The organism is Streptomyces sp. PH9007 (assembly GCF_059813725.1).
Genome location: NZ_CM187440.1, coordinates 243,731 through 257,399, shown reverse-complemented (window position 1 = coordinate 257,399; position 13,669 = coordinate 243,731). Strand labels below are relative to the sequence as shown.

Sequence of the window (13,669 nt, the reverse complement as noted above, 5' to 3'; positions counted from 1 at the left end):
CGCGCCGTCACGGGCGGGCGCCACAGGCCGGCACCGGACGGGGCGGGACGCCTCCGCGCCCCGCCCCGTCCCGGTGTCTCAGCGGCGCGTGACACCCTCGGCTGCGTTCACCGCGAGCCGGGGCCCGGTCACGGGCGCGCTGCCCAGCGCCTCGTCCACGGCGGCCAGGACGTCCTCGGACAGGGCGACGCCGGAGGCGGCGGCGTTGGCGTGCACCTGGGAGGGGCGGGACGCCCCCGTGATGGCGGAGGCGACCTCCCCGCGGCGCAGCACCCAGGCCAGCGCCAGGGTGGCCACGTCGATGCCGAGCCCCTCCGCGATGGGCAGCAGCCGCTGAACCGCCTGGAGGTTGGCCTCGTTGTAGACCAGGTCCCGGGCGTCGGACATGCTGTCGCTGGCGAAGCGGCTGCCTTCGGGGACGGCCTGCCCGGGCTCGTACTTGCCCGTCAGGACACCCTGGGCGAGGGGCGACCACACGGCGTGGGAGATGCCGTTGGCGGCGCACAGCTCGAAGAGTCCGGCCTCGGGGGCCTGCCAGAGCATGGAGTACTGGGGCTGGGAGGCGACGAACAGGTCAGGGCCCGCGATGTCGAGGGCGGCCCTGATCTGCTCGGTGGTCCACTCGCTGAAGCCGAGGTACCGGGCCTTGCCCTGCTCGACGACCTTCTGGAACCCCTCGATGGTGTCCTCCAGGGGAACGGAGGTGTCGAACCGGTGCGCGTAGTAGACGTCCACGTGATCGGTCCGCAGCCGGCGCAGGGAGGCGTCGATCTGCCGGCCGATCTGGTCCGCCGACAGCCCCTGGTCGGCGGGGTCCTCCGACATCCGGCCCCAGACCTTGGTGGCCAGGACGTAGGAGTCGCGCGGGTGGGCGGAGAGGATGTCGCCCCACGCGGATTCGGCGGCACCGCGGCCGTAGACGTTGGCGGTGTCGAAGAAGGTGATGCCCGCGTCGAACGCCGCCTCCGTGCAGGCGCGGGTGGCCTCCGCCTCGATTCCCCCGGAATAGGTCAGCCAGGATCCGAGTGCGATCTCCGACACTTCCAGGTCGGAACTGCCGAGTGTGCGGTACCGCATGATGTCGCGTCCTTTCTGAACACGGGAATTCCCGCCGGGCCGGGGCAAGACCATTCAACGCGTGAGGTGTTCGGGTTTCGGAGCCCTCTATACCTGGCCGTCCGCCGTGGGGACAAACGCCCCGGCATCATGTTCATACAGATGTCATGGTGGGCGAATACGACGCGGCGGCCGTGCCGTACGGGTGACCCCCGTGCACCGCGGGACACGCACCGGGCGATAGCCCGCCCCGCCCCGGTCAGCGGGGCGCGTACGGTTGCGCCGCCGCCGTGAGCATCCCGTGGGCGACGGTGTCGGCCTGCCGGAAGAGCGCGGCGTTGCCCCCGGCGCGGGCGCCGATCGCGGTGTTCCACTCGATGCCCTCCAGCGGGATGCCGCAGGCGAACAGATCGGGCTGCGGCACCCCGGCGGCGTCCCGCACCCGCAACGTGACCGGATCCACGTCCAGCGCCCCGGTCGGTACCGCCGCGTCCCCCGCGCCGGCCCGGTGCGGGCGGGCCAGCCCGCCCGGGGCGAGTGAGGCCAGCAGCGCACTGCCGGTGGTGGCCAGATCAGCCCCCGGCAGCCACGCGTCCAGCAGCGCGCCGGCCCGTACCGGCTCCCCGCCCACCGTCGGCGACCCGCCGGTGAACAGCCCGGCGGCGGAGTCGGTGCCCACCGTCAGCCCCGCGCCCGCGAACTCCACCACCCCCGCCGCGTGCAGCGCCAGCAATTCGGCGATCCGCGATGCCGGCGGGCCGCTGGCCGTATGGGCGCCGAACGCCCGGAACCACCGCAGCTCGCGCGGCCCGGCCGCGTTCAGCACCCCGGCCACCGCCACCCGGCGCACCTGCGCCTTCGTCGCGGCGATCGCCGCCGCCGCGGCCTTCAGCGGGCTGTGCTCCGGATCCCCGGCGGCGGCCAGGTCGGCGCGCAGGAACCGGCGCATCCAGGAACCCAGCGCCTGACGGTCGGCGAAGACCCGGCCGGCCAGCGGACGGTCCAGCGCGGCCGGATCGAAGCGGTCGGCCGGGTCGGGAAACGCCTCGGCCAGCAACGCCGCCCACCGCGGCGAACCGTGCTCCACCGCGCCGTACCGCTCCAGGAACTCCGCGCGCGGCAGCCGCGACATCCCGGGCCGCAGCCGCAGCGCCACCTCGTACCAGGCGGCCCCGGCCTCCCGCGCGATCAGCGGCCACACCTCCGTGCGGAAGTCCACCCGGCCGGGACCGCGCGCGGCCAGCTGCCGCGCCCGCTCCGCGTCGAAGTACCGCAGCCGGTGCCCGCGCGGCATCGCCCCGGGGGCCTGGCCACGGGCGAGATACGGCACGCCCCGCCCGGACCCCGCGATCAGCCGGGGTTCGCGCCCGGACGGCAGATACCGGGCACTGCCGTCCGGGTTCTGCGTGAAGCGCCCGCCGCGTCCCGCCGTCAACAGGGTGAGCTGGTCGAAGAAGTTCAGGGCCAGACCGCGCACCAGGACCGTCGCACCGGGTTCCAGCCGGTCCAGGGCTGCCTCGTGCGGATACCCGGGCCGCAGGTGCACCAGACCGTGGTGTTCGGCGAAGCGGCTCAGCTCCCGCTCCCGCGCCCCGGGGAGCTGATCGGTGTGCCCGGTCGCCAGCACCACCGCGTCGGCGGTCACCGCAGGTGCCCCGCTCTCCAGCATGACCCGCACCCCCCCGGCCACCCGCTCCAGCGCGGTGGCCCGGGTCCGGTGCGGCACCACGCGGACACCGTCCGGAGCCCGGCGCACCAGATCCTCGTACGCCCAGGCCAGGTAGCGGCCCATCAGCGCCCGGCCGGGATGCTCCCAGGGGGCCAGACCCAGCCCCCGCTCCCGCGACCACTCCAGCAGGCCGGGCCCGGTGAGCGCCGGGCCCGCCATGCGCACCGAGTCGTCGGGGTAGGCGGTGGCGTGCCCCGCCAGGGTGTTCATCAGCAGCGCCTCGGGCTGGTCGGGCGACCACACCCGGCCCGCGCCCGGTACCTGGGGCTCGATGACGTGCAGGTCGGCGCCGGTGACCGCCCAGGATCCCGCGGGGCCGAGGTGGGCGAGGAGCCGGCCGAGGACGGCCAGGCCACGCGGTCCCGCCCCGATCACCGCGACCACCGGCCGGCACCCTCTCACCGCCGCGTGTCCCAGATGTCGGTCAGGACCCGGCGCAGATTGCCGCCCAGAACCGCCGTGATGTCGTCCGCGCCGTAGCCGCGCCGCGCCAGCACCTCGGTGATGCGCGGGAGATCGGCGGGGGTGCCCATGCCCTCGGGGTGGATGATGTCCAGGTTCAGGTCGTCCCCGACGATCGGGATCTCCGGGTACAGCCGCCGCACCCGCGCCATGCCCGCCTTGGAGTACTTGCGCTCGTCCCCCACATCGGTGCCCACGATGACGTGGTCGATCCCGACCAGGTCCACCAGGTGGTCGATGTTGTCGGCGAACACCTCCGGGTCGGCGCCCTGGGTGAGGCCGCTGGGGGAGAGGAAGCCGGACTTGGCGGCCAGCCCGAACACCCCTCCCCGGGCGGCCAGTTCCCGCACCACCTGGTCGCTCTTGTTGCGCGGGCTGTCCACGAACCGGGTCAGCCCGGCATGCGTGACCAGCACCGGCTTCTCGGACAGCTCGATGGTCTCCAGCGTGGAGCGCTCACCGGTGTGCGACAGGTCCAGGGCGACCCCCAGGTCGTTGCACTCCTTGATCAGCGCACGCCCGAACCTGCTCAGCCCGCCGTTGGCGCTCTCCCCGCTGCCGTCGGCCGCGTAGTTGCGGTTCTGGTACGTCAGGCCCATGAAACGCAGGCCCATCTGGTACAGCGCGTGCAGCCGCCACAGGTCCTCACCGACCGGCTTGCTGTCCTCGAAGCCGGCGAACCAGGCCACCGTCCCCTCGGCGTGGGCCCGGTCCACGTCGGCCAGACCGTAGCCCTGGAAGACCCGCCCGCCCGTCTCCGCCAGCCGCCGCTGCCAGCCCGCGATGCCGGCCGCCGCCGCGTCGTAGTCCTGCGAGATGGACACCGCGTGGTTGACGGCGGTGACCCCGGACGCGGCGAGCTTGCCGAGGTAGATCTCGTCCGCCCAGTTCAGCGGGGTGCAGTCCAGGGCGTTGAAGACGACGCTGTCACGGTGCAGCGCGGCCGGGTCGAAGGCCGGGGCGGCGGGTGCGGTGGACACGGGGAACTCCAGGGGTGGGGTGGGGATTACGAACGCAGGCTCTGGCGCAGCCCGAGGCCGCGCTCCACGAGGACGACGGCCACGACGGACAGCAGCACCAGGCACACCGACAGCGCCGCGATGGACGGATCACTGCGGTACTCGACGTACTGCAGGACGGCGACCGGCAGCGGTCGCACATTGTGGCCCGAGACGAACAGCGAGATGACCGTCTCGTCGAAGGACAGCAGGAAGGCGATGATCCCGCCGGAGAACAGACCGGGCCGGATCGCCGGCAGGGTGATCCGGCGGAAGACCGTGAACGGACCGGCGCCCAGCGTCCGGGCGGCCTCCTCGGCCCGGGGGTCGGCACCGGCCAGCGCCGCCGAGATGGTGCGCACCACGTACGGGATGGTGACGCCCAGGTGGGCCAGGATCAGGCCCCAGTAGGTGTCGGTCAGCGGAATCGGCGCGAACAGGATCAGCAGGGCCAGGCCCAGCACGATGTTCGGCACCAGCAGCGGCGACAGGAACGCCGCCTCCACCGCGCCGCGGCCGCGGAACCGCAGCCGCGACAGCGCGAGCGCCGCCGGGATGCCGCAGGCCAGGGCCAGCGCGGTCGTGGTCGCCGCGGTGATCGCGCTGACCTTGATGCCCTCCTGGAAGTCCGGGTTGGCGAACACCTGCCGGTAGGGCTCCAGGGTGAAGCCCTCGGGCGGGAAGCGCAGGAAGGTGCTGGTGTCGAAGGACACGATGAGGACGATGATCACGGGCGCGAGCAGGAACAGGTACAGCACGGTCAGCAGGACCGCCCAGCCGATCCGGGCCGCGAGTCCGGCTTTCATGACGCTTTCCTCTCCCGCCCGGTGATGCGGGCCTCCAGCGCGCGCTGCGCCCACAGATGGAGGGCGACGACCAGACCGAACAGCATGAGCAGCAGTACGGACAGCACGGCGGCGACCGGCCAGTTGAGCGAGTTCATCGCCTCGTCGTAGATCTCGGTGGCCAGCACGAAGACCCGTCCGCCGCCGATGAGGCGCGGGGTGACGTAGCCGCTGAGGCTGAGCACGAAGACCAGCAGCGACGCGGTGATCACCCCGGGCGCGGTCAGCGGCAGCACCACCCGGCGCAGCACCGACAGCCGGTTCGCGCCCAGCGAGGCGGCGGCCCGCTCCAGTTCGGGGTCGAGGCGGCCGAATCCGGCGAGCATCGCCAGGATCGCGAACGGCATGTAGATCTCGGTGGAGGCGATCACCACGCCGGTCATGTTGTTGGCCAGCCGCACCGGGTCGTCGATCACCCCGAGGGCCAGCAGCGTCTTGTTGATGACGCCCTGGTTGCCGAGGATGGCCATCCAGCCGAAGGTACGGGCCACCGAGGAGATCAGCAGTGGCGCGACGGCCAGCGCGAACAGCAGGCTGCGCCACCGGCTGGTGGTGCGGGCCAGGAAGAGCGCCACCGGGTAGGCGAGCAGCAGGGTGAACACCGTGGTGAGCAGCCCCAGCTGGAGGGTCTGCCCGATGACGTTCCAGTAGTGGGCGCTGGTCAGGACATCGGTGAAGGTGGACAGGGTGAGCGTCTGGAGGATGGCGCCGCCGGGCAGTGGCTGGTTGAGCGCCATGCGCACCACCCACACCAGGGGCAGGGCGTAGGTGAGGAGCAGCGCGAGCGCGCCGGGTGCCAGCAGCCACAGCGCCGGGCGGCGGTGCCACCGGCGGCCGGCCGGGGCCGGTGGCGTGTCGGTGGCGGCGGTCCCGGCGGGGGGCGCGGGGGAGGTGGCGGTCACGCGGCGTCCCGGTGGTCGGCCACCAGGCGGGGCGCGGCGGCGTCCCAGCCGAGGGCGACCTCGGTGCCGGGCCCGAAGGTCTCGCCCGCGCCGGCCGGCTGCTCGACCTCCAGCTCCGGGCCGCCGTCCGCCGTACGGACCCGGTAGGAGATGACCTCTCCGCTGTAGCCGGCGGAGATGACCGTGCCGCGCGGGCCCCCGTCGCGGCCCTCCGTACCGGTGGGGCGCAGGGTGAGGCGGTGCGGGCGGAGCATGACGGTGGCCCGGCCGTCGGGCGTCACCGCGCTGCCGGCGGCCCGGACGGTGCCGAGGCCCGGGACGGCGACCTCGGCGCCGTCGCTGTCGTGGCCGGTGACCGTACCGGACACCAGGTTGGCCCGGCCGACGAACTCGGCGGTGAACCGTCCCGAGGGCCGCTCGTACACGTCCTCCGGGGTGCCCAGCTGCTCGATGCGGCCGGCGTTCATGACGGCGACCCGGTCCGCCATCGACAGCGCCTCGCGCTGGTCGTGGGTGACGAACACGGTGGTGATGCGGGTCTCCTGGTGGATGCGGCGGATCTCGTCGCGCATCGCGCCGCGCAGCTGGGCGTCGAGGTTGGACAGCGGCTCGTCGAGCAGCAGCACGTCCGGCTCGATGACCAGGGCCCGGGCCAGTGCGACGCGCTGCTGCTGGCCGCCGGAGAGCTGGGAGGCGCGGCGCCCGCCGAGGTGGCCCAGGCGAACCAGGTCCAGCGCGCGGGCGACCCGTTCGCGTACCTCGCCCTTGGCGACCTTCCGCATCTCCAGGCCGAACGCCACATTGCGCGCGACGTCCAGATGCGGGAAGAGCGCGTAGGACTGGAAGACCACCCCCATGTCACGGCGGTGGGCCGGCAGCCGGGTGATGTCGCGCCCGCCCACCTCGACGGTTCCGCCGCTGGGCTCGATCAGGCCGGCGATCATGCGCAGGGTGGTGGACTTGCCGCAGCCGGAGGGCCCGAGCACGGCGAGCATCTCGCCGTGCGCCACCGTCAGGTCGATGCCGGCGACCGCGGCCCCGGCCGGGGTGGACCGGCCGGGGAAGACCTTGGTGAGCGCGCGGAGCCGGAGGTAGTCCGGCCGGCCCTCGGCGGGCGGGGCCGTGTCGGCGGCCGGTTGCTGTGCCACGGCCGGCTGCTGGTCAGCCACCGATGACCTCCTGCTTGATGCGGTCGACCCAGTCGGTGTAGCGGGGGGTGATCCAGCTCCAGTCGACGGGGATCTGGTGGGCCTGCTGCTGTTCGGACGCGGTGGTGCGCTCCCGCACCCCGGGGGAGAGTTCGACGTCCTGGTTGACGGGCGCGTAGTAGGCGGCCTCGTCGAACGCCTTCTGGGCCTCGGCCCCGATCGCGTAGTCGATGAACTTCTGCGCGGCCTCGGCGCGGGGGGTGTTGTTGACCAGGTTGATCGTGTTGATCTGGGTCACCGTGCCCTCCTGCGGGAGCACCGGCTCGACCACGCCGCCCGAGGTGTCCTTGTAGTACTGGCCACGGGCGTTCCAGCCCACCGCGATCCCGGCCTCGCCGGACTGCACGGCGGTGTACACGTCGGGGGCGGGCTGCCAGGTCTCCACGCCGGGCGCCAGCTCCTGGAGCCGTTCGATGGCGGGGTCGATGTCCTGCTGGTAGTCGGTGCCGAGGATGTCGGAGAGCGCGATGATCAGCGCCACCCCGCGGGTGTCGGCGATCGGCATGGCGAGCTTGCCCCGGTACTCGTCCTTCCACAGGTCGTTCCAGCTGGTGGGCGCCGTGTCGATCTTCTCGGTGTTGTAGAGGATGGACAGGCTGTCGAGGGTGAGACCGGGGCCGTAGCCGTCCTTGCTGCGCGCCTCGTCGACGAGCTGGTCGAGGTGGGGCACCAGCTCCGGGTCGAGCCGGGCGAACAGGCCCTCCTCGTTGGCGGTGGGGGCCACCGAGGAGTCCATCAGCGCGACGTCGGCCACCGGGCGCGCGGTGCTGGCCCGCAGTTTGGCCAGTACCTCGGCCGAGTTCTGGATCGGTACGTAGGTGACCTTGATGTCGGGGTTGGCGTCCTCGAAGGGCTTGATGACGTGCTCGGTGAACTCGTCCTGGAAGGTGCCGTAGAAGCCCATGAACGTGATGGTGGTGGTGTCACCGTCCTGGGCGGCGGTGCCCGGCGAGGCGCAGGAGGCGGCCAGGACGGCGGTGAGGGCGGCGGTGGTGGTGAGGACCAGTGGGCGGCGTGAGCGCAAGGGCATGGCGGTGCTCCGGGGGTGATGACCAACGGGGAACGGACGCCCGGCGGGCGCCCCGGGGACGACGTCCGGCCGTCAGCGGGCGGGTGCCGCTGTGCTCATGAGGGAGCGGGGACCGGACGTCCGGCTACAGGAACCGGAGAAACAGGGCGGGCCGCTGACCATGTCCGCCCTCCTTCCGTGAGAATCCGTCCGCATGGTGGCCGGTGTCATGAGACGCCACGGGGCGAGAGGCGCCCCGCTCGTGCGTCACTGTGTGCCGCCTCAGCAAAGTAGCTGGCCCCGTCCCTCGCCGTAAAGCCGTGACCGGCGCAAACGACCCTTCCCGCAGGGAGTGGCCGGAGGCTTGGAGGCCCCTGCGGCGCACCGGGCCTGATGCATCAGGTGGCTGCGGACGGGGTGTGCGGCGCCGGAAAAGGCCGCTTTCGGTGGCACCTGATGCACCAGGTTGCTCAGCGTGCCCGGCCGTCGCGTCCGATAGTCTCCGTGGCACCATCGATTTTGCCCCGTGCAACGTCTCGAATAGCGAGACGATGTCCAGAAAGTGAGACGCGCGATGCAGGTGCCGGCCTACCGCAGGGTGGCGGACCAGCTGCGGCAGCGCATCGCGGCCGGTGAATTCCCCGCCGGCCGCCGACTGCCCTCACGGAGCGAACTCTCCCGCCAGTACGGCGTCGGCTCGAACGTCGCCGCGGCGGCCGTCCGTCTGCTCACCGCCGAGGGCGTCGTCCGGGGCCGCCCCGGCCAGGGCGTCTACGTCCGCGAACAGCCCTCCACCGGAACCATGGCCCGCTCCTGGACCAGGGAACGGCTGCTGGGCACCCTCGCCGTGTCCGGCGGCGCCGACGAGGACGAGGGCCGCACCGTCCGCAGCACCCCCGTCTCCACCACCGAGCCCGCCGGCTCCGCCATCGCCGCCCGGCTGGGCCTGGACCCCGGACAGCAGGTGGTCCGCAGCCTCTACCGGCTCAGCCGCAACGACCTTCCCGCCATGCTCTGCGTCAGCTGGGAGCCCCTGGGCATCACCGGCGGCACCCCCGTCACCCTGCCCGGAGCGGGCCCCATGGCGGGCGAGAGCGTGGTGGCCCGCATGGGCTACATCGGCATCCGGGTCAGCCACTCCACCGAGACCGTCACCGCCCGCGCCTGCACCCGTGACGAGGCGGCGGCCCTCGACCTCACCCCCGGCGCCCCCGTGGCCGCCATCGAACGCACCTACTACGCGGACCGGCTGGCGCTGGAGACGGCCGACCTGGTCGTCCCGGGCGAACGGTTCCGGCTCGCCTACGAGATCCCCGCCGACAGAACAGGCCCCGCCCGATGACCGACCCGATACCCACCGACCCCCAGCACCCGAGCGGCACCGGCCCCCGGTGGCGGTTGCTGCCCGGCCGGACGAGCGCCGAACTCCTGCTGGCCATCGCCGAGTTCGACACACCCTTCCTGCTCACCGCCTCGCTCTCCCACGGTCTGGGCTCCAGTGCCCTCACTCTCGACCGCGGCAAGGCCGGTCCCGACCTCCTCGCCACGTTCCGGCACGCGGGCGACCGCGTCCTGCTCCTCGTCCACAACAAGCACCACCGCGCCGCCGGCGACACCGCCGCGACCCGGGCCGGGGCGGAGGGCTTCGCCGGCTCGGTCCTGTGGAGCGGCCCGATCGTGCGCGAGGACGGCCCGGCGGCCGTCGTGGACGTCACCACGCTGGCCCTCACCGACCTCCACGGCATCGCCGACCACCTGCGCGAACGCGACCAGGGCGACTACACCGTGGACCCCGCCACCAGCCTCGCCCACCCCGCGGACGCCTCGGGCGGCCCGCACGGCATCCGGCTGCCCGCCCTGCTCACCCTGCGCGGCCGGGCCACCGGCGCGGCCGTACGCTCCCTCGCGCCGCTGCCCGACACCCTCACCCTCGTCCAGCGCCTGGAACTTCTGCCGCTGCCCGCCGACCCGCTCCCGCCGCGCCCCTACCACCCGGCGTCCGGCGGCTACGGCGTCGGCCACCGCGACCACGGCGGCCCCGTCCCCGGAGCCGAGGTCCGCCTCCAGCCCCGCTTCCGCCTCACCGAACCGGTGGTCTTCCTCGTCGACCCCGCCGTCCCCGAACCGATCCGCTCCGCCGTCCTCGAAGGCGGCAACTGGTGGCAGGACGCCTTCGACGCCGCCGGCCTCCCCGGCGCCTTCCGCGTCGAGACCGCACCCGAGGACCTCGACCTGAGCGACCCCGCCCACAACACCGTCTGGTGGGTCCACCGCGACGGCCGCGGCTGGTCCCACGGACAGACCCTCTCCGACCCGCGCACCGGCGAGATCCTGCACGGCCGGGTCAGGCTCGGCTCCCAGCGCGTCGCCCAGCTCACCGCCCTCGCCGAAGCCCTGCTTGCCCCCTACGGACAGCCCGACGAAGCGGCCCGCCTCGCCGCCGTCCAGGACCTCGTCCTGCGCCGCATCCGGCACCTGGCCGCCCACGAGATCGGCCACGCCCTCGGCTTCATGCACAACTTCGCCAGCCACCACCACCCGCGCCCGTCCGTCATGGACTACCCCCACCCCCATCTCACCGTCACCCCCGCCGGCGAGCTGGACACCACCCACGCCTACAGCCAGGGCCTGGGCCCCTGGGACCACTTCCTGGTCGCCCACGCCTACGGGCAGACCCCCGGCGAGGAACTGCGCCGCGCCGCCGCGGCCCAGGGGCTCCGCTACCTGGCCGACGAGGACGCCAACGGCCCCGACGCCGCCCACGCCGACGCGGTCCCCTGGACGGTGCCCGTCGCCGACCCCTTCAGAGCACTCGACCAGGCGCTGGAGGTACGCCGCACCGCCCTCGCCCGCTTCTCCCGCTCCGTCCTCCCCCCGGACCGGCAGACCGGGGAACTGGAGGACCGCGCACTCCTCCTCCACCTCTACCACCGCCACCAACTGACCGCCGTCGCCCGCCTAGTGGCGGGCGTACGGTACGGCTACGCCCAGGCCGGGGACCCCGGCGCGGCCGGCACGACCCCCGTCGCCGCCGCCGACCAGTGGCGCGCCCTGCGCCGCACCGCGGACCTGCTGCACCCCTCTGTGCTCACCCTGCCCCCCGCCGTCCTGCACACCCTGACACCGCCGGCCATCCGGTACCGGCGGGACCCCGACGCGCTGCGCGGACAGACCGGACGGACCTTCGACCCGCTCACCGCGGCGGCCGCCGCCACCGCCCTGGTCACCGCCGAACTCCTCACCCCCGCCCGCCTGAACCGCCTGGCCTGGCAGCACGCCACGGACCCGGCCCTGCCCGCGCCCGCCGACGTGGCCGGGAGCCTGCTCGGCGCGCTCGCCCCGGACCCGGCCACCGACGACGGCGTCGCCCGGCTGGTCCGCACGACGGCGACCGCCGTCGTACAGCGCCAACTCCACGCCCTGCTGGCGGACGAGCGGACCCATACCGTCGTCCGCGAGGCCCTGCGCCCCCACCTGGACGCGCCACCCGCCCACCCGGACCCCGACCCCACCCCGCTGCCGTGGATCCCCCCGGGCGCACCGCTGTGACGGGCATGCTCGGGTAACCCGGAACCCGGTCCTGAGCGTGCGACACCACGGGAGCCCGGAGACCTCGGCCTCTTCGGCCACGAGGTCGCGCCCCGCGCCCGCGAACCGTCCGGGCCGAACGCGGGCCGTCACCGCGGGTGAGGGATGACGCGTTGATGCCCGGGGTAAGAGGTGAACGGCCGTGCGGCAACGCCTCGGTGCGCGGCGGTGCCCGCCGGCCTCGCAGGCCGTGGTGCCGTGGAGACGGCCTTCAGGGGAGCCACGGGGCAGAACGTCCTGCCCTTCCGTCCTGCCGTGCGGTCCGCGATGTCCTTGAACGGTGCCCGGTCGCCACTTGTATCGAAGGACTGCGGATCGATACTGGTGATCATGCATCCCAGAGAGAGAAAAACCGGCGACAGCCGGAGTCCCCAGCCGATGCCCCAGCAGGCCGCGAGGACACCGTCTCCGACGGGGATCATGGCTCTGCAGCGCAGCGCGAGGAACTCGGCCGTGGTGGCCACGGTGCAGCAGTTCCGCGGGCACGGGGCCGGGTGCGGGCACGCGGAGCACGAGACGGCGGACCCGGCCGAGTCGGTGCAGCGGAAGTCGACCGTGCACAAGGTGCTGAATTCGTCGGGGAGTCCGATGGACACCGAGCTGCGCGAGGAGATGGAGTACCGCTACGACGGCGCGGATTTCAGCGGCGTTGTGATGCACACCGGTGCCGAGGCGGACCAGTCGGCTCAGGAGATCGGGGCGGAGGCCTACACCTCCGAGCGGCACATCGTCTTCAGGAAGGGCGTGGAGAAGAACAAGTCCGTCGTCGCCCACGAACTGCAGCACTACCTGGACCAGCAGCAAGGCACGGTTCCCGGCGTCGACAACGGCGATGGGCTGAGCATCTCGGAGGTGGGGGACCCCGGTGAGCGCAGGGCGGACGCCAGCTCGGCCCGGGTGATGTCCAAGCCCATGCCGAGCGAGCTCGACGCGGAGCCTGTCGGCCCTTCGGTGCAGCGCTCCCGCAGCGCGTTCGCCGCGGAGCACGCGGTCACCGGCGGGCAGGCGGCCTGGGGGCCCCGGTCGAGGAACGACCTGTCGAGTGTGCCCGCCCGGTCGGGCGGCGACATGGCGGGGGCGCCCGTACAGCGCATGTTCAGCGGGCTGTTCAACCGGGGGGCGCAGGCGAATCAGGAGCGGATCAACGTCAGGGGCCAGGACGTCCTCATGACGCGGGAACGGGAATACTGGACCTTCCCGACGGCCGCGGGTGGCACCGGCTTCATCTACGAGGACGTCGTCCGCGACGGGGCCGTGTCCGCCGACATGGCCGGCTACGTGCAGACGTATCTGAACGGCGGGAACCTCACCCTCTATCGCGGTATCGCCCGCTGGCACCCCACCTGGCACACGGTGGCCGGTGAGGCCGTCGTACCCCCGCTCGGGCAGGGCCGACTGCCCGACTTCGACACCCACAACACCTCCTTCGTCCCCTTCTCTCCCAGTCAGACGGTCGCGAAGAGCGCTCTGGTCGGGGCGAGCGGAATGGGGGAGAAGGACAAGGCCCAGTACGTCGAGGGCTACAGCCGCGCCGACGACGGGAACGAAGTGGGCATGATGGTCACGACCGTCGCCACGTCGGCGATGGATCTCGGTTTCTACAACGTGACGGAGATCCAGATCCGGGGCCCGGTCCCGGCAAGCGGCTTCCAGATCTTCACCATGGCCTCGACCGAGCAAGAGGTCCTGGGAATCGATTCCCAGGCCCAGATGCGTGACACGCGTCCGCCCACGCCGGACGAGGCGCAGAAGCAGGACTACATCGGCAAGTTCGGCAACCTGATCCCCTGAGCACCCGTCCTGTGCCGCAGCGGTTCCGAGCGCGGCGCACGGGACTCCGGGTCACCGCACCCGGAGCCCGGACCGCCATGG

10 protein-coding genes are annotated in these 13,669 nt (G+C 73.1%); 3 read left to right on the top strand and 7 right to left on the bottom strand.

Annotation, left to right across the window (positions count from 1 at the left end):
• Positions 1–78: 78 nt before the first annotated feature.
• From ACTFAP_RS01135 to ACTFAP_RS01105, 7 genes are all read right to left on the bottom strand, one after another.
• A complete protein-coding gene (locus ACTFAP_RS01135; RefSeq protein ID WP_500467988.1) occupies positions 79–1,077 on the bottom strand; it encodes an aldo/keto reductase in 999 nt (332 codons plus the stop codon).
• A gap of 238 nt (positions 1,078–1,315) precedes the next feature.
• Positions 1,316–3,169 (bottom strand): FAD/NAD(P)-binding protein, encoded by a 1,854-nt coding sequence (locus ACTFAP_RS01130; protein WP_500467987.1) that lies wholly within the window; start codon positions 3,167–3,169, stop codon positions 1,316–1,318.
• 14 nt (positions 3,170–3,183) lie between these two features.
• Positions 3,184–4,227: a membrane dipeptidase gene (locus tag ACTFAP_RS01125; protein ID WP_495683143.1), complete on the bottom strand. Its 1,044-nt coding sequence runs from the start codon at positions 4,225–4,227 to the stop codon at positions 3,184–3,186.
• A gap of 26 nt (positions 4,228–4,253) precedes the next feature.
• Positions 4,254–5,051: an ABC transporter permease subunit gene (locus ACTFAP_RS01120; RefSeq protein ID WP_495683142.1), complete on the bottom strand. Its 798-nt coding sequence runs from the start codon at positions 5,049–5,051 to the stop codon at positions 4,254–4,256.
• The gene (locus ACTFAP_RS01115; RefSeq protein WP_495683141.1) at positions 5,048–5,992 is read right to left on the bottom strand and encodes an ABC transporter permease subunit; all 945 of its coding nucleotides are present in this window, start codon (positions 5,990–5,992) and stop codon (positions 5,048–5,050) included. Before ACTFAP_RS01115 ends, ACTFAP_RS01120 begins: the two co-directional genes overlap by 4 nt.
• The gene (locus tag ACTFAP_RS01110) at positions 5,989–7,161 is read right to left on the bottom strand and encodes an ABC transporter ATP-binding protein (RefSeq protein WP_500467986.1); all 1,173 of its coding nucleotides are present in this window, start codon (positions 7,159–7,161) and stop codon (positions 5,989–5,991) included. The genes ACTFAP_RS01115 and ACTFAP_RS01110 overlap by 4 nt, the downstream gene beginning before the upstream one ends.
• Positions 7,154–8,230, bottom strand: a complete 1,077-nt coding sequence (locus tag ACTFAP_RS01105) for an extracellular solute-binding protein (RefSeq protein ID WP_495683139.1) — start codon at positions 8,228–8,230, stop codon at positions 7,154–7,156. Before ACTFAP_RS01105 ends, ACTFAP_RS01110 begins: the two co-directional genes overlap by 8 nt.
• A 541-nt stretch (positions 8,231–8,771) precedes the next feature.
• Between ACTFAP_RS01105 and ACTFAP_RS01100 the strand changes: the two genes are divergently transcribed.
• The 3 genes from ACTFAP_RS01100 to ACTFAP_RS01090 all read left to right on the top strand — a co-directional run bounded on the left by ACTFAP_RS01100 (position 8,772) and on the right by ACTFAP_RS01090 (position 13,588).
• Positions 8,772–9,551 carry a GntR family transcriptional regulator gene (locus ACTFAP_RS01100; protein ID WP_500467985.1) on the top strand — a complete coding sequence of 260 codons (780 nt, stop codon included), beginning with the start codon at positions 8,772–8,774 and terminating at the stop codon, positions 9,549–9,551.
• On the top strand, positions 9,548–11,758 hold the full coding sequence (locus ACTFAP_RS01095; RefSeq protein ID WP_500467984.1) for a zinc-dependent metalloprotease: 2,211 nt from the start codon (positions 9,548–9,550) through the stop codon (positions 11,756–11,758). The genes ACTFAP_RS01100 and ACTFAP_RS01095 overlap by 4 nt, the downstream gene beginning before the upstream one ends.
• A 459-nt stretch (positions 11,759–12,217) precedes the next feature.
• On the top strand, positions 12,218–13,588 hold the full coding sequence (locus ACTFAP_RS01090) for an eCIS core domain-containing protein (RefSeq protein ID WP_500467983.1): 1,371 nt from the start codon (positions 12,218–12,220) through the stop codon (positions 13,586–13,588).
• The last annotated feature ends 81 nt before the right edge of the window (positions 13,589–13,669 follow it).